Here is a 25,420-nt window from a genome sequence, read left to right on the forward strand (position 1 = left end):
TTGGCCCTGACAGACGGCCAGAGGGGAATCTGGTTCGCGCAGCAGATGTACCCGGACAGCTCGGTATTCAGTCTTGCCGAGCGCATTGATATTCAGGGTCCGTTCGACATCGAGCTCTTCACCGCCGCGCTGGAGCACGTCACCGCCGAGACCGCGGCGATGCGGCTCCGCTTCGCCAGCGACGAGGACGGCCCCTACCAACTGGTCCTGGCCGAGGCCGACTCAGGACCCGAACTCCTCGACCTGCGCTCGGCCGACGCCCCCCAGGCCGAGATGGACGCCTGGATCGAGGCCGACCTGCGCCGCCCCACCGATCTGACGAAGGACCGCCCCCACACCTTCGCCCTCTTCCGACTCGCCGACGACCGCTTCTCCTGGTACAGCAGGTTCCACCACATCGCGCTGGACGGCGCCGGCGGCGGGCTCGTGGTCCGCCGGGTGGCGGAGGTCTACTCCGCCCTGGCCGCCGGGAAGCCGGTGCCGGAGCCGCCGGCCGGCACGCTCGCCGAACTCGTTGCCGACGACGAGGAGTACCGCGCCTCGGCCAAGCGGGACGAGGACGAGGAGTTCTGGCGCGAGCTGATGAGCGAGCGCCCCGCCGCGCCAGGGCTCGGCGCCGACCCGCAGCGGATACCCGACACCATGCTGCGCGCCGAGGAGCTGCTGCCGGGAGAGCTGATGGAGCGGCTGCGGGACCTCAGCCGCGAGGTCGGGGTGCCCTGGCCGGCCGCCTTCTTCGCCGCCCAGGCCGTCTATCTGCACGCCGCGACCGGGCAGCAGGAGGTGACCCTGGGCATGTCGGTGGCCGCCCGGCCCCAGCGCGGGCCGCGCCTCGTCCCCGGCATGGTCTCCAACATGGTGCCGGTGCCGCTGACGGTCCACCCCGGCGCCACCGTCGCCGACCTGCTGAAGCAGGCCGCGCGGCAGATGCGGGCGTGCCTGCGCCACCAGCGGTACCGCTTCGAGGACCTGCGGCGCCTGCTGGACCAGGGCGGCACGGGCCGCCGGATCGCCGGCCCCCGGCTCAACATCATCCTGGCCGACGGCGCGCTCGCCTTCGGCGACTGCGTCGGCACGGTGCGCCCCCTCGCCGGCGGGCAGGACGACGACCTGATGGTGGTCGTCGACACCCGGGTCAGCGGCGGCGCGGCGCGGTACGACGTGACCGCCAGCCCGCTGCTCTACACCGCCGAGGAACTGGCCGCCCACACCGCCCGGTTGACGGGGCTGATCCGGAGCCTGGCGGACGCCCGCCCCGAGCAGCCGCTGGCCGCGCTCCCGCTCACCGGCGCCGAGGAGCGCCACCGCGTCCTGACCGAGTGGAACGGCGACGCCGTCCCCGGGCCGCCGACCACCCTGCCGCCGCTGGTGGAGCGGCAGGCCGCCGAGCGGCCGACGGCCACCGCCGTCAGCTGGGACGGCACCGGGATCAGCTACCGGGAGCTGAACGACCGCGCCAACCAGCTCGCCCGGCTGCTGATCGCCGAGGGCGCGGGCCCCGGACAGTTCGTCGCCGTGGCCGTCCCCCGATCGCTCGACCTGGTGATCGCCCTGCTGGCCGTGGTGAAGTCCGGCGCCACCTATGTGCCGGTGGACGCGGCCTACCCGGCCGAGCGGATCGCGTTCATGCTGGACGACGCCCGCCCCAGACTGACCCTGACCACCACCGACTTCGGCACCGAGCTGGCCCCCGGGCCACGGCTGGTGCTCGACGCCCCGGTGGTCACCGGCCGGCTGGCCGGCCTCCCGACGCGGAACGTGACGGACGACGACCGGCCGGCGCCGCTCACCCCCGACCACCCCGCCTATGTCATCTACACCTCGGGCTCGACCGGCCGCCCCAAGGGCGTCCTCGTCCCGCACCGCAACGTGGTCCGGCTCTTCCGGGCGACCGACCCGTGGTTCGGCTTCGGCCCCGACGACGTGTGGACCCTCTTCCACTCCGCCGCGTTCGACTTCTCCGTCTGGGAGCTGTGGGGGCCGCTGCTGCACGGCGGCCGTCTCGTGGTGGTGCCCTTCGACGTCTCCCGCTCACCGCGCGAGTTCCGGCGGCTGCTGGCCACCGAGCGGGTCACCGTGCTCAACCAGACTCCGTCCGCCTTCTACCAGCTGATCCAGGCGGACGCCGAGGCGGCGACCGACCCCGGGGCCGGCGAACTCGCCCTGCGCACCGTGGTCTTCGGCGGCGAGGCCCTCGACCCCGGCCGGCTGGCCCCCTGGTACGAGCGGCACCGGGGGGACGCCCCCCAGCTGGTCAACATGTACGGCATCACCGAGACCACGGTGCATGTCAGCTATCTGCCGGTGACCCCGGAGGCCGCCGCCGGCGGCGGCAGCCTGATCGGCCGGGGCATCCCCGACCTGCGGATCTACGCCCTGGACGCGGCGCTGCGCCCGGTGCCGCCCGGGATCGTCGCCGAACTCTATGTGGCGGGCGCCGGCCTGGCGCACGGCTACCTCAACCGGCCGGCGCTCACCGGGGAACGCTTCGTCGCCGACCCGTTCGGCGCCCCCGGCACCCGGATGTACCGCACCGGCGACCTGGGGCGGTGGACAGGGGACGGCACCCTGGAGTATCTGGGACGCGCCGACGACCAGGTGAAGATCCGCGGCTTCCGCATCGAACTCGGCGAGATCACCGCCGCGTTGACCGCCGCGCCGGGCGTCGCCGACGCCGAGGTGCTGGTCCGCGAGGACTCCCCGGGAGACCAGCGGCTGGTGGCCTATCTGGTGCCGGAGCGCGACGACGCGCCGCCCGCCACCGCCGAGCTGCACGACCGGCTGGCCGCCGCGCTGCCGGAGTACATGGTCCCCTCCGCGTTCGTCGTCCTGGCCGAGCTGCCGCTCACCCCCAACGGCAAGCTGGACCGCCGGGCGCTGCCGGCCCCCGAGGTCAGCTCGGGCACCGCCTTCCGGGCCCCGCGCACGCCCCAGGAGGAGATCGTCTGCGGGCTGTTCGCCGAGGTGCTCGGCGTCTCCCAGGTCGGCGTCGACGACAGCTTCTTCGACCTGGGCGGCCACTCCCTGCTCGCCAACCGGCTGACCTCCAAGCTGCGTTCGGCCCTGGGCGTGGAGCTGTCCATCCGGTCGCTCTTCGAGGCGCCGACCCCGGCGGCGCTCGCCCCGCTGCTGACCCCGACGGAGCGCCGGGGGGCGGCGATCCGCCGCGCCGAGCCGCGCCCGGAGCGGCCCCCGCTGTCCTTCCCGCAGTGGCGGCTGTGGTTCCTCAACCGGCTGGAGCCGGGCAGCGCCGACTACAACATCCCCTACGCGGTGCGGCTCTCCGGCGGGATGGACCACGCGGCGCTGCGCGCGGCGGTGCGGGATGTGGTCACCCGCCACGAGACCCTGCGCACGGTCTTCCCCGACACCGAGGGGGAGCCCTGGCAGCACGTGCTCGACCCGTCGGTAGTGACGGTCCGTCAGATTGAGGCGGACGAGGAGACGCTGCCCGCCCGGCTGACCGGGGCGGCGGCCCGCGGCTTCGACCTGTCCGTCGAACCGCCGCTGCGCGTCGAGCTGTTCACCCTGGCCGAGGACCAGCATGTGCTGCTGCTGGCGATGCACCACATCGCCGCCGACGGCCTCTCGTTGGCCCCGCTCGCCCGCGACCTGGCCAGCGCCTATGGCGCCCGGCTCGCCGGCGACGCCCCCGACTGGCCGGAACTGCCGGTGCGGTACGCGGACTTCGCGCTCTGGCAGCGCGCCGCGCTGGGCGACGAGTCGGCGGCGGACAGCCCGCTCAGCCGCCAACTCGACTACTGGACCCGCACCCTAGACGGGCTGCCGCAGGAGATCACCCTCCCCGCCGACCGGGTCCGACCGGCGGCGCTGACCACCGGCGGCACCGTCGGCTTCCACCTGGACGGGGAACTGCACGGCGCGCTCGCCGCGTTGGCCCGCGGCCAGGGCGCCAGCCTGTTCATGGTGCTCCAGGCCGGTCTCGCCGCGCTGCTCTCCCGGCTCGGCGCCGGCGACGACATCCCCATCGGCACCCCGACGGCCGGCCGTTCCGAGGACGTCCTGGACGACCTGATCGGCTTCTTCGTCAACACGCTGGTGCTGCGCACCGATGTCTCGGGCGACCCCACCTTCGGCGAGCTGGTCGGCCGGGTCCGGGAGACCAACCTGGGCGCCTACGCCCATCAGGACGTCCCCTTCGAGCGGCTGGTCGAGGCCCTCAACCCGGAGCGTTCGGCGGCCCGCAACCCGCTCTTCCAGGTGCTGCTCAGCGTTCAGAACGACCCGGCCGCCGAGCTGGGCATGGCCGGCCTGACCGTCGAGGAGCTGCCGGTCGAGGTCCGCAGCAGCAAGTTCGACCTGGCCTTCGAGTTCACCGAGCGGTTCGACGAGACGGGCGGAGCCGCCGGCCTGGCGGGCACCGTCCGCTACAGCGCCGACCTCTACGAGCCGGACACGGTGCGGGCCATCACGCGTTGGCTGACCGGCTTCCTACGGGCCGCCACCGCCGACCCGGGGCAGCGGGTGGGCCGGCACCCGGTGCTGCCCGCCGAGGAACGGCAGCGGGTGCTGCGGCACGGCTTCGGACCCGAACTGGCCGTGCCCGGGCGCACCCTGCCCGAGCTGTTCGAGGCACAGGTCGCCGCCGCCCCGGAGCGGACGGCCCTGATCGACCCGGACGAGAGCCTCGACTACCGCGAGTTGAACGCCCGGGCGAACCGGCTGGCCCGGTATCTGGCGGACCGGGGGATCGGCGCCGGCGACCTGGTGGCACTGATCCTGCCCCGCTCCCCCGAACTGCTGGTCTCACTGCTCGCCGTGCTCAAGTCCGGCGCGGCCTATCTGCCGATCGACCCGGACTACCCGGCCGACCGGATCGCCTACCTCCTGGCGGACTCCCGGGCCGCCCTGGTGCTGACCGCGGACCCGGCGGACGCGGGGGGCGGGCGCCGGATGCCGGCCAGGGAGGCGGTCGAGGCCGCCGCCGGGTTCGCCTCGGACGACCTCACCGACGCCGACCGCACCGCGCCGCCGCACCGCTCGCACCCGGCCTATGTCATCTACACCTCTGGCTCGACCGGCCGCCCCAAGGGCGTCGTGGTCGAGCACCGCTCGGTCGTCGACTACCTCACCTGGACCGGCCGGAACCACCCCAGCGCGCGCGGCACCTCCCTGGTCCACTCCTCCATCGCCTTCGACCTCACCGTGACCGCGCTGTACACGACGCTGACCTCGGGTGGCGCGGTGGTCCTCGCGCCGCTGGCGGAGGACCCGGCGGTGCTCGGCGAGCTGAGCGGGCGGCCATGCACCTTCCTCAAGGGCACCCCGAGCCATCTGCCGCTGCTGGAGACGCTGCCGGACGCGTTCTCACCGACCGGTGAACTGCTGCTCGGCGGCGAGCGGTTGCTGGGCGAGGCGCTGCGCGACTGGCGCCGCCGGCACCCGGATGTGACGGTGCGGAACGTCTACGGGCCGACCGAGGCGACGGTCAACTGCGCGGAGTTCCGGATCGAGCCGGGAACCGAGCTTGACGCGGGCCCGGTGCCCATCGGCCGTCCGCAGGGCAACGCCAGGCTCTATGTGCTGGACGCCGCGCTCCAGCCGCTGCCCCCCGGGGTGGCCGGCGAGCTGTATCTGGCCGGCGAGGGGCTGGCCCGTGGCTATCTCAACCGCCCCGGGCTGACGGCCGACCGCTTCGTGGCCGATCCGTTCGGGCCAGCGGGCGAACGGATGTACCGCAGTGGTGACCTCGCGCGCTGGCGCCGCGACGGAAGCCTTGAGTATCTGGGCCGCACCGACGACCAGGTCAAACTCCGCGGCTTCCGCATCGAGTTGGGCGAGATCACGGCCGCGTTGACCCGTCTCGACGGTGTGGGCCAGGCCACCGCCCTGGTCCGTGAGGACACGCCGGGACAACAGCGCCTCGTCGCCTACCTCGTCCCCGAGGACCCGGCCACGCCCCCCACCACCGAGGACATCCGCCAGCAACTGGCCACCGCCCTCCCCGACTACATGGTCCCCACCGCCTTCATCCGCCTCGACGAACTGCCGTTGACCACCAACGGCAAGATCGACCAACGAGCGCTGCCCACACCCCCCACCACCAGCGAGAGCGACTACCGCGCCCCCCGCACCCCCCAAGAAGAAACCCTCGCCGCACTCTTCGCCGAAATCCTCGACCTCCCCCAAGTCGGCATCGACGACAACTTCTTCCACCTCGGCGGCCACTCCCTCCTCGCCACCCGCCTCATCAGCCGCATCCGCACCACCCTCACCACCGACATCACCCTCAGAGACCTCTTCCACCACCCCACCATCGCCACCCTCACCACCACCCTCACCGACACCAGCACCCGCACCCCCCTCACCCCACAACCCCGACCCAACCCCCTCCCCCTCTCCCACGCCCAACAACGCCTCTGGTTCCTCAACCAACTCGAAGGCCCCAACCCCAACTACAACACCGGCGAAGCCCTCCGACTCACCGGACCCATCAACCCCCACACCCTCGAACAAGCCCTCAACGACCTCATCACCCGCCACGAAACCCTCCGCACCACCTACCCCGACACCAACGGCATCCCCCACCAACACATCCACCACCCCACAACAACCCACCTCACCCTCAACCACACCCACACCACCCCCGACCAACTACCCCACCACCTCACCCACACCACAACCCACACCTTCAACCTCGCCACCGACCTCCCCATCCACGCCACCCTCCTCACCCTCACCCCCACCGACCACATCCTCCTCCTCGTCATCCACCACATCGCCTCCGACGGCTGGTCCACCATCCCCCTCCTCAACGACCTCACCACCGCCTACACCACCCGCCACCAAGGCAACCCACCCAACTGGCACCCCCTCCCCGTCCAATACGCCGACTACACCCTCTGGCAACACCAACTCCTCGGAAACACCAACGACCCCAACAGCCTCATCACCAACCAACTCACCTACTGGCAAACCACCCTCAACAACACCCCCACCGAACTCCCCCTCCCCACCGACCACCCCCGCCCACCGGTCGCGAGCAACGAGGGCGATGTGCTGTTCCGGGAGTGGCCGGCCGAGCTGCACGGCAGGCTCGACGCCCTGGCGCAGGAGAGCGGTACGAGTCTCTTCATGGTGATGCAGGCCGGTGTCGCGGCGCTGCTCTCGGCGGTTGGCGCCGGCACGGACATCCCGATCGGCACGGCGGTCGCCGGACGGAACGACGAGGCCACCGAGAACCTGGTCGGTCTCTTCGTCAACACGCTGGTGCTGCGCACCGACGTCTCGGGGAACCCCAGCTTCCGCGAACTCCTCGGCCGGGTACGCGAGACCAACCTCGGCGCCTACGCCCACCAGGACATCCCCTTCGAATACCTGGTGGAGGACCTCAACCCGGAGCGGTCCCTCGCCCGCCACCCGCTCTTCCAGACGATGCTGACCGCAAGCTCGGTGGCCAAGGCCGAGCTGCGGATACCGGGCATCGAGGCCCGCCCGCAGCCCATCGAGCTGACCGCGAACAAGGTGGATCTGGCGTTCTCCTACAGCGAGCGCGGCCAGGGCACGGAGCACCAGGACGGCATCGAGCTGGTGGTGGAGTTCAGCACCGATCTGTTCGAGCGGGGAACGGTGGAGCGGCTCGCGGAGCGTCTCCACCTGCTGCTGGACCAGGTCACCCGCGACCCGGACACCACCCTGCACCGCCTCACCACCCTCACCCCCGACGAACACGAACAACTCCTCACCACCCACACCGACCAGCCGAACACCCCCCACCCCACCGCCACCCAACTCCTCGAAACCCAAGCCACCCAACGCCCCCACCGCACCGCCCTCACCTACCAGAACACCCACCTCACCTTCCAGGAACTCAACCACCGAGCCAACCAACTCGCCCACTACCTCACCGCCCACGGCGCCCAGCCCGACACCCTCATCACCACCGCACTCCCCCGCACCGAACAAGCCCTCATCGCCCTCTGGGCCACCCTCAAAACCGGCGCCACCTACCACCCCATCGACCCCCAAGGCCCCACCCAACGCCTCACCCACATCCTCAACGACGCCCAACCCACCCACCTCATCACCACCACCCACCACACCACCCACCTCCCCACCCCCCCAACCACCACCCACATCACCCTCGACGACCCCCACCTCCAACGCATCCTCACCTCCCTCCCCACCACCAACCCCACCACCCACCACCACCCCCACCAACCCGCCTACCTCCTCTACACCTCAGGCTCCACCGGCCTCCCCAAAGGCGTCATCGTCACCCACCACAACCTCGCGGCGTTCTTCCACGACCACCGCGAGACGCTGACCCCGCAGGAGGACCGGGACACCGTCCACGTCCACGCCGCCCTCACCGCCTCCCTCACCTTCGACACCTTCTGGGACGCCATCACCTGGCAACTGGACGGCCACACCCTCCACCTCATCGACGACGACACCCGACACGATCCGGCCGCCCTGGCCCGCTATGTGGCCGACCAGCGCATCGACATGCTCGACATCACGCCGAGCATCGCCGAACTGCTGATCGCGGAGGGGCTGCTCAGCGACCCCGAACACCGGCCGCGCACCGTGATCGTCGGCGGCGAGGCACCGGGCCAGGCCCTCTGGGACAAACTGCGGGCCGCCGCCCCCGACACGGCCGCCTACAACGGCTACGGCCCGACCGAGGCCACCGTCGAGACCTTTGTCTGCCCGGTCGCCGAGCAGCCGGCGCCGAGGCTGGGACATCCGACCATCGGCACCCGCGCCTACATCCTGGACCACCTGCTCCGCCCCACACCCCCCGGCACCCCGGGCGAGCTCTACCTCGCCGGACACCAACTCGCCACCGGCTACCTCAACCGCCCCGGGCTGACGGCCGACCGCTTCGTGGCCGATCCGTTCGGGCCAGCGGGCGAACGCATGTACCGCACCGGAGACCTCGCCCGCCGACACCACGACGGAAGCCTTGAGTATCTGGGCCGCACCGACGACCAGGTCAAACTCCGCGGCTTCCGCATCGAGTTGGGCGAGATCACCGCCGCGTTGACCCGCCTCGACGGCGTCGGCCAGGCCACCGCCCTCGTCCGCGAGGACAACCCAGGACACCAACGCCTCGTCGCCTACCTCGTCCCCGAGGACCCGGCCACGCCCCCCACCACCGAGGACATCCGCCAGCAACTGGCCACCGCCCTCCCCGACTACATGGTCCCCACCGCGTTCGTCCACCTCGACGAACTGCCGTTGACCACCAACGGCAAGATCGACCAACGAGCGCTGCCCACACCCCCCACCACCAGCGAGAGCGACTACCGCGCCCCCCGCACCCCCCAAGAAGAAACCCTCGCCGCACTCTTCGCCGAAATCCTCGACCTCCCCCAAGTCGGCATCGACGACAACTTCTTCCACCTCGGCGGCCACTCCCTCCTCGCCACCCGCCTCATCAGCCGCATCCGCACCACCCTCACCACCGACATCACCCTCAGAGACCTCTTCCACCACCCCACCATCGCCACCCTCACCACCACCCTCACCGACACCAGCACCCGCACCCCCCTCACCCCACAACCCCGACCCAACCCCCTCCCCCTCTCCCACGCCCAACAACGCCTCTGGTTCCTCAACCAACTCGAAGGCCCCAACCCCAACTACAACACCGGCGAAGCCCTCCGACTCACCGGACCCATCAACCCCCACACCCTCGAACAAGCCCTCAACGACCTCATCACCCGCCACGAAACCCTCCGCACCACCTACCCCGACACCAACGGCATCCCCCACCAACACATCCACCACCCCACAACAACCCACCTCACCCTCAACCACACCCACACCACCCCCGACCAACTACCCCACCACCTCACCCACACCACAACCCACACCTTCAACCTCGCCACCGACCTCCCCATCCACGCCACCCTCCTCACCCTCACCCCCACCGACCACATCCTCCTCCTCGTCATCCACCACATCGCCTCCGACGGCTGGTCCACCACCCCCCTCCTCAACGACCTCACCACCGCCTACACCACCCGCCACCAAGGCAACCCACCCAACTGGCACCCCCTCCCCGTCCAATACGCCGACTACACCCTCTGGCAACACCAACTCCTCGGAAACACCAACGACCCCAACAGCCTCATCACCAACCAACTCACCTACTGGCAAACCACCCTCAACAACACCCCCACCGAACTCCCCCTCCCCACCGACCACCCCCGCCCACCGGCGGCCAGCTATCGCGGCCGGCATGTCGACCTGAACCTCGACGTGGCGACGCACCGCGCCCTGAACCAGCTGGCCAGGGAGACCGGCACCAGCCTGTTCATGGTGCTCCAGGCGGCCGTCACCGCCACCCTGTCCCGGCTGGGCGCCGGCACGGACATCCCCATCGGGACCGTGGTCGCCGGACGGAACGACGAGGCCACCGAGAACCTGGTCGGTCTCTTCGTCAACACGCTGGTGCTCCGCACCGACGTCTCGGGCAGCCCCAGCTTCCGCGAACTCCTCGGCCGGGTACGCGAGACCAACCTCGGCGCCTACGCCCACCAGGACATCCCCTTCGAATACCTGGTGGACGCCCTGAGCCCGGAGCGGTCCCTCGCCCGCCACCCGCTGTTCCAGACGATGCTGACCTTCCAGAGCGAGCTGGCGGACGCCCCCGAGCTGCCGGGGCTCACCACGGAACGGCTGCTGACCGACAGCGCCGCCGTCAAGTTCGACCTGCACTTCGTCTTCGCCGAGCGCCCCTCCGAGGACGGCGCCGAGCAGGGCGTGCTGGGCCGACTCCACTACGCCACCGACCTGTTCGACGAGGCCACCGCGCGGCGGATGACCGAGCGCGCGGCCCGGCTGCTGGCGACCGCCGTGGCCGACCCTGAGCGGCCCGTCGACGAGCTGGAGCTGATGGAGCCGGCGGAGCGCCACCAGGTGCTGACCGGCTGGAACGCCACCGAGCACCCGGTGCCGTCCACGACCCTGGCGGAGCGTGTCGAGGAGCGGGTGCGCCGCTGCCCGGACGCCACCGCGGTGGTCTTCGAGGGCACCGAGCTGACCTACGCGGAGCTGAACGAGCGGGCCAACCGGCTGGCGTGGCTGCTGCGTGGCTATGGCGCGGGCCCCGAGCGCCATGTGGCGCTGGCCGTGCCCAGGTCGGTCGAGCTGATCGTGGCGCTGTTGGCCGTGCTGAAGTCCGGGGCCGCCTATGTGCCGGTCGACCCGGACTACCCGGAGGAGCGGATCTCCTATCTGCTGGGCGACGCGGGCGCGTTGGCGCTGGTGACCACGGAGGAGACGGTGGGCGCGCTGCCGGCCGAGGCGCTGCGGGACCGGGAGGTCCTGGTGTTGGACGCCCCCGGGCTGACGGAGCGGCTGGCCGGCTGCCCGAAGGGCAACCTGCCGGATGTGGCGGGCACAGAACCGGCCCACCCGGCGTATCTGATCTACACCTCGGGCTCGACCGGCCGCCCCAAGGGCGTGGCGGTGCCGCACAGCGGCATCGTCAACCGGCTGGCCTGGATGCAGTCGGCCTACCCGCTGACCGAGGACGACCGGGTGCTCCAGAAGACGCCTTCCGGCTTCGACGTCTCGGTCTGGGAGTTCTTCTGGCCGCTGATCGAGGGCGCGACGCTGGTGGTGGCGCGGCCCGGTGGGCACCGGGACCCGGGCTATCTGGCCGAGCTGATCCGTACACAGGGCATCACCACGGCCCACTTCGTGCCGTCCATGCTCCAGCCGTTCCTGGCCGAGCCGGCCGCCGCCGGATGTGCCTCGCTGCGGCAGGTGTTCTGTAGCGGGGAGGCGCTGCCGGTGGCGGCGCAGAACCGGTTCCTGGAGCTGTTCGCCACCGCCGGCACCCGGCTGCACAACCTCTACGGCCCGACCGAGGCGGCGGTCGACGTCACCGCCTGGGAGTGCCGCGCGGAGCCGGACGCGGCGACGGTGCCGATCGGCCGGCCGGTGTGGAACACGGGGCTCTATGTGCTGGACGACGGGCTGCGTCCGGTGCCGCCGGGTGTCCCCGGCGAGCTGTACCTCACCGGGGCGCAGTTGGCCCGCGGCTATCTGAACAGACCGGCGTTGACGGCGGAGCGTTTCGTCGCCGACCCCCACGGCCCGGCGGGCACCCGCATGTACCGGACGGGTGACCTGGCGCGGTGGCGCCCCGACGGCGCGATGGAGTTCCTCGGCCGGGTCGACGGCCAGGTGAAGATCCGGGGCCTGCGGGTGGAGTTGGGCGAGATCGAGAGCGCGCTGGCCGCCGCCCCCGGGGTGGCGCACTGCGCCGTGGTGGTCCGCGAGGACACCCCGGGCATCCGGCGGTTGGCCGGCTATCTGGTCGCCGAGCAGGAGGCCGCCCCCGACCTGGACGAGGTGCGCGCCCGGCTCGCCGCCCGGCTGCCGGACTACATGGTGCCGCAGTCCCTCATGGTGCTTGAGGCGCTGCCGCTGACCCCCAACGGGAAGCTCGACCGCCGGGCGCTGCCGGCCCCCGAGGTGCGGACCCGCGCCGAGTTCCGGGCACCGGGGGACGAGACCGAGGCGACGCTCTGCCGGATCTTCCAGGAGGTGCTCGGGCTGCCCTCGGTCGGTGTGCACGACAGCTTCTTCGAGCTGGGCGGGGACAGCATCGTCTCCATCCAGGTGGTGGCGGCGGCCCGCAAGGCCGGCCTGGTGATCAGCGCCAAGGATGTCTTCGAGCACAAGACGGCCGCCGGGCTCGCCGCCGTGGCGGCGCCGCTGGAGGCGGCCGGGCCCACCGAGCCCGATGTGCCGACGGGCGAGCTGGCGGCCACCCCGGTCATGCGCTGGCTGCGGGAACGCGGCGGCGGCATCGACGGGTTCAGCCAGTCGCAGCTGCTGCGGGCGCCGGCCGGGCTGCGGCAGGAGGCGCTCTCGGGTGCCCTGCGCGCGGTGCTTGAGCGGCATGACGCGCTGCGGCTGCGGCTGGGCGCCGAGGACTGGCGGCTGACCGTGCCGGGCGTCGACGAGGTGCCGGAACTGCCGCTGCTGCGACGGGTGGACATCACCGAGGTCCCGGACGAGCGGCTGACCGAGGTGCTGGTCGAGCACGCCGAGGCGGCCAGGCGGCGGCTGTCGCCCGTCAGCGGCCTGATGCTCCAGGCGGTCTGGTTCGACGCCGGTGCCGACCGGGTCGGCCGGCTGCTGCTGGTCGCCCACCACCTGGTGATCGACGGGGTCTCCTGGCGGGTGCTGCTGCCGGACCTGCGGCAGGCGTACGAGGCGCTGGTGGACGGTCGGGCGCCCGGGTTGGCGCCGGTCGGCGCCTCCTTCAGGCGCTGGTCGCGGCTGCTGGTCGAGGACGCGGCCCGCCCCGAGCGGCTGGCCGAACTGCCCTACTGGCAGGAGGTGTTGGCCGACGCGGGCGCCGTGCTCGCCGATCCGCCCGACCCGGGGCGCGATGTGCTGGGCACGGTCCAGGAGATCACCCTGAGCCTGCCGGTCGCCGACACCGAGCCGCTGCTCGCCCGGGTGCCGACCGCGTTCCACGCCGGCGTCAACGATCTGCTGCTGACGGCGATGGCGCTGACGGTCACCAACTGGCTGCGCCGGCGCGGCCAGCCGACCGGTCCGGTGCTCATCGGCCTGGAGGGGCACGGCCGCCAGGAGATCGTGCCGGGGCTCGACCTCAGCCGCACCGTGGGCTGGTTCACCAGCCTGCACCCCGTGCGGGTGGACCCGGGCCCGGTGGACTGGGGCGAGCTGTGGGGCGGCGGACCGATCGCCGGCCGGGTGGTGAAGCGGGTCAAGGAGCAGCTGCGGGTGCCGGACCACGGCATCGGCTACGGCCTGCTGCGCCATCTCTCCGCCGAGGCGGGACCCGCGCTGGCCGCCGCCGCCACGCCCCGGATCGGCTTCAACTACCTGGGCCGGGTGCGGGCGCCCGAGTCGGCGGCCGGCGGCGCGGACTGGGAGATGGCCGCCGAACGTGCCGAGCTGCCGGCCGGGCACGACCCGGAGCTCGGCACGCCCTACACCGTGGAACTGAACGCGCTGACCGTGGACCGGCCGCACGGTCCCGAGCTGGTGGCCACCTGGTCCTGGCCCAAGGCGCTGCTTGACGAATCCGAGGTCCGTGAGCTGGCGCAGGGCTGGTTCGAGGCCCTGAAGGCCCTGCGGGCCCACGCGGAAACCGAGGGCTCCGGCGGATACACGCCCTCGGACCTCCCCCTGGTGGAGCTGGACCAGGACGAGATCGACCAGCTGGAAGACGAATGGAGATTGCAGTGACCGCTCAGCCGGGATTCGAAGATGTCCTCCCGATGGCACCGTTGCAGGAGGGCCTGCTCTTCCACGCGCTCTACCAGGAGCAGTCGCTGGACGTCTATGTCGCGCAGGTCGCCCTGGAGCTCGCCGGTCCGCTGGACGGCGAGCGGCTGCGCACCGCGGTCGGGGCCCTGTTCAAGCGGCACGCCAACCTGCGGGCCGGTTTCCGCTTCGAGCGGCTGAGCAAGCCGGTCCAGGTCATTCCCAGGGAGCTCAAGCCGCCCTACCGGGAGGTGGATCTCAGCGACCGGGCGCCCGAGCTCTGGGAGGCCGCCCTCGCCGAGGTGCGGGAGCGGGAGGCGGACGAGCCGTTCGATCTGGAGTCCGGGCCGCTGCTGCGGTTCCTGCTGGTCAAGCGGGAGGCCGAGCGTCACCACCTGGTGGTGACCTGCCATCACATCCTGCTCGACGGCTGGTCGACGGGCGTGATGATGGGGGACCTGTTCGAGCTGTACCGGCACCACGGCGACGAGTCCCGGCTGCCCCGGGTCACCCCGTACCGCGACTACCTGCGGTGGCTGGCCGCGCGGGACCGGCCGGCGGCCGAGGCCGCCTGGCGGGCGGCGCTCGACGGCGTGGCCGGGCCGACGCTGCTGGCCGACGTGCCCGAGGACGACGAGTCGGGGACGGTGCCGGAGGAGCTGACGGTGACCGTGCCGGAGGAGCTGACCCGGCGGATCACCGAGGCGGCCCGCCGCCACGACCTGACGTTGAACAGCGTCTTCCAGGGCAGTTGGGCGCTGGTGCTCTCCCGGCTGACCGGGCGGGACGACGTGGTGTTCGGCTCCACGGTCTCCGGCCGTCCGGCGGAGCTGCCCGGCGCCGAGACCATGGTGGGGCTCTTCATCAACACCCTGCCGGTGCGGGTCGTGATCCGCCCCGAGCAGCCGCTGGCCGCGATGATGGCCGCGTTGCAGGGCTCGCAGGCGTCGCTGATCCCGCACCAGCACCTGAGCCTGCCGGACATCCAACGGCTCACCGGCGGCGGGCAGTTGTTCGACACGCTGACGGTCACCGAGAACTACCCGGTGGAGGCCGACGACTTCGAGGCGCCCCGGGGCGACGTCCGGCTGGTCGGCGCCGAGGGCACCGACGCCAACCACTACCCGCTGAGCATCGCCGGGCTGCCGGGCGATTCCTTCCGGATGCGGTTCGGTTTCCGGCCCGACCTGTTCGCGCGGGAGGAGGTGGAGCGCGTCGGCGAGCGGGTGCTGGCCGTGCTGCGCGCCTTCGCCGAGCACCCGGACCAGCCGCTGGCCCGGGTGGACGTCACCACGCCGCTGGAGCGGGTGGAGCTGCTGGCGCGGGGCACCGGGGAACTCCCCGACCACCGGGGCCAGGTCATCCCGCAGCTGTTCGAGCGGCTCGCGCAGCGGCAGCCGGACGCGCCGGCGGTGGCCTACGAGGGCACCGAGCTCGGCTACGCGGAGCTGAACCGGCGGGCCAACCGGCTGGCGCACCAGCTGATCGCGGCCGGCGCCGGCCCGGAGAGCCGGGTGGCGCTGGCGCTGCCGAGGTCGCCCGAGCTGGTGGTGGCCATCCTGGCGGTGCTGAAGTCGGGCGCGGCCTATGTGCCGGTCGACACCGACTACCCGGCGGACCGCATCTCCTATCTGCTGACGGACTCCCGCCCCTCGGCGCTGGTGACGACGGTGGCCGGCGGCGCCGGGCTGCCGGTGGACGAGGACGGCGTCCCGCGGATCGTGCTCGACGAGCCGGCGACGGCCGCCGAGATCATGGGCCGCCCGGAGCGCAACCCGGTCGCCGACGACCGGGGCGGGCCGCTCACCTCGGCCAGCCCGGCGTATGTCATCTACACCTCGGGCTCGACGGGGCGCCCCAAGGGCGTCGTGGTCTCGCACGCGGGCGCCGCAACCCTCGCCGAGACCCACAGGCGGCGCCTGGAGGCCGGCCCTGGCAGCCGGGTGCTCCAACTGGCGTCGCCGAGCTTCGACGCCGCGTTCTGGGAGCTGTGCATGGCGCTGCTCACCGGCGCGACCGCCGTGCTGGCGCCGGCGGCGCGGCTGGCGGCCGGCCAGCCGCTGGTGCGGCTGATCGCCGAACACGAGGTCACCCACGCCACCATCACCCCCTCCACGCTGGCGCTGCTGCCGCCCAGGGAACTCCCCTCGGTGCGGAGCCTGGTGGTCGCCGGCGAGGCGATCTCCGAGGAGCTGGCGGGGCGTTGGGCCTCGGGCCGACGCATGGTCAACGCCTACGGGCCGACCGAGACGACGGTCTGCGCGTCGATGAGCGCCCCGCTGTCGGGCCCGGGGCTGCCGCCCATCGGCGGCCCGGTGGACAGCGTGCGGCTCTATGTGCTGAACGACGCGCTCCAGCAGGTGCTGCCCGGGGTGCCGGGCGAGCTGTATGTCTCCGGCGCCGCGCTGGCGCGCGGCTATCTGGGGCGTCCCGGGCTGAGTGCCGAGCGGTTCGTCGCCGACCCCTTCGGCGGCCCGGGCCGGCGGATGTACCGCACCGGGGACGTGGTGCGCTGGCGCCCCGACGGCCAGTTGGAGTTCATCGGCCGCGCCGACGAGCAGGTGAAGGTCAGGGGCGTGCGGATCGAGCTGGGCGAGATCTCCGCCGCGCTGACCTCGCACCCGGACATCGCCCAGGCCGTGGTGGTGGTCCACGGGGATGACGACGCCCGGCAGCTGGTGGCCTATCCGGTGCCGGAGCCTGGTGGCACGGTGCCGCCGCCCGCCGTGCTGCGGGAGCATCTGACGGCCTCGCTGCCCACCCATATGGTGCCGGCGGTCTATGTGCCGCTCGACGCCCTGCCGACCACCCCCAACGGCAAGTTGGACCGCAAGGCCCTGCCCGAGCCGCAGGTCGCGGGCGTCGGCACGGCCCGTGCGCCCAGGTCGCCGCAGGAGGAGATCCTCTGCTCGCTCTTCTCCGAGCTGCTCGGGGTCCCCCTGATCGGCATCGACGACGGCTTCTTCGAGCTGGGCGGTCACTCGCTGATCGCCACCCGGCTGATCGCCCGGGTGCGCGCCGTGTTCGGGGTCGAGCTGCCGATGCGGGTGCTCTTCGAGTCTCCGACGGTGGCCGCCCTGGCGCCCCGGCTGGCCGACGCCGAGGGGACCCGTCCGGCGCTGACCGAGCAGGAGCGGCCGGCGAGGGTGCCGCTCTCCTTCGCGCAGCAACGGCTGTGGTTCCTCAACCGGTTCGAGGGCCCGAGCCCGACGTACAACATCCCGATGGCGCTGCGGCTCACCGGCACGCTGGACGTCGAGGCGCTGCGCGCCGCGCTGGAGCACGTGTTGGACCGGCACGAGAGCCTGCGGACGGTCTTCCCCGACGACGAGGGCGAGCCGTACCAGGCGCCGCGCGAACGAAGCAGTGGGCCCGCCGCGCTGGACGCCGTGGACACCACGGACCTGTCCGAGACGGAGTTCGACCGGGCGCTGTACGAGGAGACCTGCCGGGGCTTCGACCTGACGGCCGAACTGCCGGTGCGGGCCCGGGTCTTCACCCGGGGCGAGCAGGACCATGTGCTGCTCGTCGTGCTGCACCACATCGTCGGCGACGGCTGGTCCCTGGTGCCCCTGGCCCGCGACCTGTCCACCGCCTACACCGCACGGCTCGAAGGACACGCCCCCGACTGGCAGCCACTCCCCGTCCAGTACGCCGACTACGCCATCTGGCAACGCCACTGGCTGGGCGACGAGAACGACCAGGAGAGCCCCATCTCCCGGCAACTCGACTACTGGCGGAACACCCTCGCCGACCTCCCCGCCGAACTGCCCCTGCCCACCGACCGGCCAAGGCCCCGGCTGGCCAGCCACCGCGGGGACAGCGTGCCGCTGCGCCTTGAGCCCGAACTGCACGCCAGGCTGCTGAAGTTGGCCAGGGCCGGGCAGTCGAGCCTGTTCATGGTGCTCCAGGCCGGGCTCGCCGCGCTGCTGGCCCGCAGCGGCGCCGGCGACGACATCCCCGTCGGCACCCCGATCGCGGGCCGCACCGACGACGCCCTCGACGACCTGGTCGGGTTCTTCCTCAACACGCTGGTGCTGCGTACCGACGTCTCGGGCAACCCGACGTTCCGCGAGCTGCTGGGCCGCGTCAGGGAGACCAACCTGGGCGCCTACGCCCACCAGGACATCCCCTTCGAGCGGCTGGTCGAGGACCTCAACCCGGAGCGGTCCCTCGCCCGCCACCCGCTCTTCCAGACGATGCTGACCCTCCAGAACAACCCGACGGCCACCGTGGCGCTGCCGGGGCTGCGGGCCCAGAGCCATCCGCTGGGCGGCTCGGTCGCCAAGTTCGACCTGTTCTTCCAGCTCGCCGAGCGGCGCGGCCCCGACGGCGCCCCCGACGGCCTGGAGGGCAGCATCGACTTCAGCACCGACCTGTTCGACCGGGAGAGCGTCGCGCGGCTGGCCGAGCGGTTCGTCCGGCTGCTGGCCTCGGCGGCGGCCGACCCGAGGCGCGCCCTCGGCTCGCTGGAGATCATGGACCCGGTGGAGCGGCACCAGTTGCTGGTGCGGGAGAACGACACCGCCCGCCCCGTGCCGGCGACCAGCATCCCCGAGCTGTTCGCCGCGCGGGTCCGGGAGACCCCCGACACCACGGCCGTCGCGGTCGGCGACACCACGCTCAGCTACGCCGAGTTGAACGAGCGCGCCAACCGGTTGGCGCATCTGCTGATCGGCCAGGGCGTCGGCCCCGAGTCGGTGGTGGGCATCCTGCTGCCGCGCTCGGCCGACCAGCTCGTCTCCCTGCTGGCCGTCCTCAAGGCGGGCGCCGCCTATCTGCCGATCGACCCCGACTACCCGGCGGAGCGGGTGGCCTTCATGCTGTCCGACGCGGCGCCGGCACTGACGCTGACCGACTCCGCGACCTGGCGGCCACGCCCCGGCACGGCCGCCGTCCCGCACCTGGAGCTGGACACGGGCTACGCCCTCGACCAGTTGGCGCGGCAGCCGGTCACCGACCCCACGGACGCACGGCGCACCGGCCGGCTCACCCCCGACTCGCCGGTGTATGTCATCTACACCTCGGGCTCGACCGGCCGCCCCAAGGGCGTGGTGATGCCGGCCAGGGCCATGCTGAACCTGCTGTCCTGGCACGAGTCGGCGATCGGACGCACCACCGCGTCCGGACCCGCCCGGGTCGCCCAGTTCACCGCGCTCAGCTTCGATGTCTCCGCCCAGGAGGTGCTCTCCGCGCTGACCTCGGGCAAGACGCTGGTGGTCCCCGACCAGGAGATCAGGCGGGACGCGGCGGCGTTCGCCCGCTGGCTGGACGAGCAGCGGGTCAACGAGCTGTACGCGCCGCGGATCGTGGTGGACGCGGTGGCGGAGGCCGCCGTCGAGCAGGACCTGGCGCTTCCGGCGCTGACCGCCGTGGTGCAGGCCGGTGAGGCCCTGGTGCTGAGCCGGAACATCGACGGGTTCCACGCCGCCGCCCCCGACCGGCGGCTGTTCAACCACTACGGGCCGACCGAGACCCATGTGATCACCGCCGAGGAGCTGCCAGGGGACCGTTCGCTCTGGCCGGCCACCGCGCCCATCGGGCGGCCGGTGTGGAACACCCGGATCTACCTGCTGGACAACCGGCTTGAGCCGGTCCCCGTCGGCGTCGTCGGCGAGCTGTACGCGGCCGGCGACTGCCTGGCGCGCGGCTATCTGAACCGGGCGGGGCTGACCGCCGACCGTTTCCTGGCCGATCCCTTCGCCGGCGGCGGCCAGCGGATGTACCGCACCGGCGACCTGGCCAGGCGGCGGGCGGACGGACGGATCGAGTACCTGGGCCGCGCCGACGGCCAGACGAAGGTGCGGGGCTTCCGGATCGAGCCGGGCGAGATCGAGTCGGTGCTCTCCCGACTTCCGGCGGTGTCGGCCGCCGCCGTGCTGGCCAGGCGGGACCGGGAGGATCAGGAGGATCGGGAGGGTACGGCCCGCCAGTTGGTGGCCTATGTGGTGCCGGCCGACGGCGGGGAGCTGCCAGGAGAGGCGGAGCTGCGCGCCCAGGTCGCCGCCGAACTGCCGGACTACATGGTGCCGGCGGTCTTCGTGCCGCTGCCGGAGCTCCCGTTGACGCCCAACGGGAAGCTCGACCGGCGGGCGCTCCCGGCGCCCGAGCGGGGGGCGGTGAGCCGGCGGGCGCCGCGCACCGCGCGCGAGGAGCGGCTGTGCGCGCTGTTCGCCGAGGTGTTGGGGGTGCCGGCCGAGTCCGGGATCGGCATCGACGACAGCTTCTTCGTGCTGGGCGGCCACTCGCTGCTGGCCACCCGGCTGATCAGCCGGGTCCGTTCGGTGCTCGGCGTGGAGCTGTCGCTGCGCGCCGTCTTCGAGACCCCGACGGTCGCCGGGCTGGCCGAACTGCTGGCCGACTCCCCGGCCGGGGCGGCGCGTCCGGCGCTGACCCGGCAGGAGCGGCCGGAGAGGGTGCCGCTGTCCTACGCGCAGCAACGGCTGTGGTTCCTCAACCGGTTCGAGGGCCCGAGCCCCACCTACAACCTGCCGATGACGCTGCGGCTGACCGGCACGCTGGACATCGAGGCGCTGCGCGCCGCGCTGGACGACGTGACCGGGCGGCACGAGAGCCTGCGGACGGTCTTCCCCGACACCGGTGGGCGCGGCCATCAGGTCGTCCGCACGGACCGGGCACCGGAGTTGACCGTGGTGGACGCCACCGGCTACCCGGCGGACCGGCTCCGCGACGCGCTCGGCGACGCGGCCGGCGAGGGCTTCGAGCTCACCAGCCAACTCCCCCTGCGGGCCCGGGTCTTCACCTGCGGCGAGCAGGACCATGTGCTGCTGGTCGTGCTGCACCACATCGTCGGCGACGGCTGGTCCCTGGTGCCCCTGGCCCGCGACCTGTCCACCGCCTACACCGCACGGCTCGAAGGACGGGCCCCGAGCTGGGAGCCGCTGCCCGTCCAGTACGCCGACTACGCCATCTGGCAACGCCACTGGCTGGGCGACGAGAACGACCAGGAGAGCCCCATCTCCCGGCAACTCGACTACTGGCGGAACACCCTCGCCGACCTCCCCGCCGAACTGCCCCTGCCCACCGACCGCCCAAGGCCCGCCGAGGCGGGACACCAGGGCGACAGCGTGCCGCTGCGGGTCGGGCCCGAACTGCACGCCCGGCTGCGGGAGATCGCGCGGGAGGCCGATGTCAGCCTCTTCATGGTGCTCCAGGCGGGTCTCGCCACGCTGCTGGCCCGCAGCGGCGCGGGCGAGGACATCCCCGTCGGCACGGCCGTCGCCGGCCGCACCGACGACGCCCTCGACGACCTGGTCGGCTTCTTCGTCAACACGCTGGTGCTGCGCACCGACGTCTCGGGCGACCCGACGTTCCGTGAGCTGCTGGGCCGCGTCAGGGAGACCGACCTGGGCGCGTTCGCCCACCAGGACGTCCCCTTCGAGCGGCTGGTCGAGGACCTCAACCCGGAGCGGTCCCTCGCCCGTCACCCCCTGGTGCAGACGCTGTTGACGCTGGACAACAACGCCGAAGCGGTGCTCGAACTGCCGGGCGTCGCGGTGTCGGGCGAGCCGCTCGGCCTCGACGTGGCCAAGTTCGACCTGCTCTTCGGCCTGGAGGAGCTGCGCGCCGAGGACGGCTCGGCCGCCGGCATCGACGGCGCGCTCCAGTACCGCACCGACCTGTTCGACCGGGAGACCGCCCGCCGGCTGGCGACCCGGCTGACCCGGCTGCTGGCCGCCCTCGCGGCCGATCCCGACCGTCGGGTGTCGGCGGCCGAGCTGCTGGAGGAGGACGAACGGCGGCTGCTGCTGCGGGAGTTCAGCGGGATCGAACAGGACACCGAGCCGCTGGCCGCGTCGGTCCCCGACCGGTTCTCCGAGCAGGTCAGGCGGGTGCCGGACGCGGTCGCCGTCAGCGCCGGCTGGGTCTCGCTCAGCTACGCCGAACTGGACGCCAGATCGAACCAGTTGGCCCGCCGGCTGGTGGAGCGGGGCGTCGGCCCGCGGTCCTCGGTCGCGCTGCTGCTGGAGCGCTCCGTGCACGTGGTGGTCGCCTCGCTCGCGGTGCTCAAGACCGGCGCCGCCTATGTGCCGCTCGACCCGCGCTTCCCGTCGTCCCGGGTGCGGGACATCATCCTGGAGAACGAGGTGTCGGTCCTGCTGGCCGACAGCATGGGGGCCCGTCCCGAGCTGCCCGCCGGGGTGGAACCGCTCCTGGTCGACGTGGACTTCGCGATCGGCCAGCAGCCGCCCGACCCGCTGGACGTCACCATCTACCCGGAGCAGCTTGCCTATGTGATGTACACGTCGGGCTCGACCGGCCGCCCCAAGGGCGTCGCCGTCACCCATCGGGACATCCTGGCGTTCGCCGCCGACCGGAGCTGGACCGAGGGGCACGAACGGGTGCTGCTGCACGCGCCGCACGCCTTCGACGCCAGCACCTACGAGTTGTGGGCCCCGCTGCTGGGCGGCGGCGAGGTGGCCGTCGCGCCGGCCGGTCCGCTGGACCCGACGCGGCTGGCCGCGCTGCTCGGCGAGCGGCGGATCACCGGCATGTTCCTGACCGCCGGGCTGTTCCGGCTGATCGCCGAGGAGCGGCCGGCCGGCTTCGCCGGCCTGCGGGAGCTGTGGACGGGAGGCGACACCGTGCCGGCCGCCGCCGTGCGCCGGGTGCTTGAGCACTGCCCGGGGCTGGTGGTGACCAACGGCTACGGGCCGACCGAGGCCACCACGTTCGCCGCCAGCCACCCGGTGCGGGACGCGGCGGCGGTGCCGGCCCTGCTGCCGATCGGCCGGCCGCTGGACTCGATGCGGCTGCTGGTCCTCGACGAGCGGCTGCGTCCGGCGCCGATCGGCGTCGCCGGCGAGCTGTACATCGGCGGCGACGGCGTGGCCCGCGGCTATGTGCGCCAACCGGGCGTGACCGCCGAGCGGTTCGTCGCCGACCCCTACGGGCCGGCGGGAGCACGGCTGTACCGCACGGGTGACCTGGTGCGCTGGACCGCGGCGGGCGAGTTGGTCTTCCTGGGCCGCACCGACGACCAGGTGAAGCTGCGCGGCTTCCGGATCGAGCTGGGCGAGGTGGAGGACGCGATGCTCGCCGCCCCCTCGGTGGGCAACGCGGTCGCGGTGGTGCGGCACGAGCCGCCGGCGCCCAAGCAGCTGGTCGGCTATGTGGTGCCGGCCGAGGCCGGGGCCCGGCTGGATGTGGCCGAGCTGCGGCGGCTGTTGGCGGAACGGCTGCCGGAGTACATGGTGCCGGCCCGGCTGGTCCCGCTGGAGCGGCTGCCGCTGACCGGCAACGGCAAGGTGGACCGCCGGGCGCTGCCCGCGCCCGACCAGGCACGGGAGACGCCGGCGCCCGAAACGCCGGCGCCCGAAACGGCTGAAGCGCCCGAAACGCCCACGGCTGAAGCGCCCGAGGCGGCTGAAGCGGCTGAGACCACCGAAGTCGCGGAAGGAGCCGAGACGCCGGCGGCGGCGGAGCCGGCCGAGCGGTCGGCGCAGGACATCCTGCGGGGGCTGTTCGCCGAGCTGCTCGGCCAGCCGGAGGTCGACGCGCACGACAGCTTCTTCGACATCGGCGGCGACAGCATCTCCTCGCTCCAACTGGTCTCCCGGGCCCGCGACCACGGGCTGGTCTTCGCGCCGAAGGACGTCTTCCAGTTCCGGACGCCGGCCGAGCTGGCGGAGATCGCCACGCCCGTCGCGGAGCAGGAGCAGGAGGACCAGTCGGCGGGCACGGGGCCGATGCCCCTCACGCCGATCATCCACTGGCTGCGCGAACGCGGCGGAGCCATCGGCCAGTTCAACCAGTCGATGATCCTCCAGGCGCCGGCCGGAATGACCCACGAGCAGCTGGTCACCACCGTGCGGACGCTCGTCGACCACCATGACGCGCTGCGGATGCGGCTGAAGCGCACCGAGGCGGAGTGGTCGCTTGAGATCGCCCCGCCCGGCACCGTGCCGGCCGAAGCGGTGATCCGCCATGTCGACCTGTCGGGAACGGCCCCCGAGACATGGGGGACGACCATGCACGTCGAGGGCCCGGCCGCCCGGCGGCGCCTCGACCCCGACGCCGGAAAGATGATCCAGGTCGTCTGGTACGACGGCGGCTCGGCACAGCGGGGCCGCATCCTGCTGTCGGTGCACCACCTGGCCGTCGACGCGGTGTCCTGGCAGATCCTGCGCTCCGACATCAAGAGCGTCTGGCAGGCGGTCGTCGCCGGCCGCCAGCCGGAGCTCGAACCGGCCGGCACCCCGCTGCGCCGGTGGGCCGAGCGGCTGATCGAGGCGGCGAAGGACCCGGCCAGGACGGCCGAGTCGGCGGCCTGGCGGGCGCGGCAGGAGAGCCCCAACCCGCCGATCACCAGCGAGCGGGTGGACCGGGAGCGGGACGTGGCCGACACGGTGCGGACGCTGACCTTCACCCTGCCGACCGAGACCACGTCGCCGCTGCTCACCAGCGTCCAGACCGCCTTCAACGCGCGGGTCAACGACGTGCTGCTGACCGGTCTGGGGCTGGCCGTCGCCGACTGGCGCCGGCGGCGCACCGGCAGCACCGCCACCGGTCTGCTGCTGGCCCTGGAGGGCCACGGCCGCGAGGAGTTCCTGGACGGCGTGGACCTGTCCCGCACGGTGGGCTGGTTCACCAGCATGTACCCGGTCCATGTCGACCCGGGGGCCGCCGACGACGCGCTGTGGGCCGAGGGGACGGGCGCCGGGCAGGCGCTCAAGCGGGTCAAGGAGCAGCTGCGGGCCATCCCGGACAACGGGGTCGGCTACGGGATGCTGCGGTATCTCAACCCGGAGACCGCCCGCGATCTCGACTCCACGTCGAGCCCCGCGATCGGGTTCAACTACCTGGGCCGCTTCGACGCCGGCGGGGCCGGCGAGATCGCCGACTGGGCCCCCTCACCCGAGGGTGGCGCCTACGGCGGCGACGACCCGGGGATGCCGGTGGCGCACGCCTTGGAGATCACGGCCTTCACCGAGCAGCACGCGGACGGCCCCCGGCTGACCGCGAACTGGCACTGGCCGGCGGCCCTGTTCGACGAGTCGGCCGTCGCCGAGCTGGCGGAGAGCTGGTTCCGCGCGCTGACCGCGCTGGTGAAGGACGCCGAGGGCCCGGGGGCCGGTGGGCTGACCCCGTCCGACGTGACCCTGTCCTCGCTTGACCAGGACGAGATCGACGCCCTCGAAGCAGAGCTGAACGGACTGTAGGAGACAAG

2 protein-coding genes are annotated in these 25,420 nt (G+C 72.8%); both read left to right on the forward strand.

Annotated elements, in window-relative coordinates:
• Positions 1 to 14,211 (forward strand): non-ribosomal peptide synthase/polyketide synthase, encoded by a 14,211-nt coding sequence (locus K4G22_RS13575; protein WP_265590226.1) that lies wholly within the window; start codon positions 1 to 3, stop codon positions 14,209 to 14,211.
• Positions 14,196 to 25,412 carry a non-ribosomal peptide synthetase gene (locus K4G22_RS13580; RefSeq protein WP_265590227.1) on the forward strand — a complete coding sequence of 3,739 codons (11,217 nt, stop codon included), beginning with the start codon at positions 14,196 to 14,198 and terminating at the stop codon, positions 25,410 to 25,412. Before K4G22_RS13575 ends, K4G22_RS13580 begins: the two co-directional genes overlap by 16 nt.
• Positions 25,413 to 25,420 lie beyond the last annotated feature (8 nt).

This window comes from Streptomyces profundus (assembly GCF_020740535.1).
In the GTDB taxonomy this organism is placed as follows: domain Bacteria; phylum Actinomycetota; class Actinomycetes; order Streptomycetales; family Streptomycetaceae; genus Streptomyces; species Streptomyces profundus.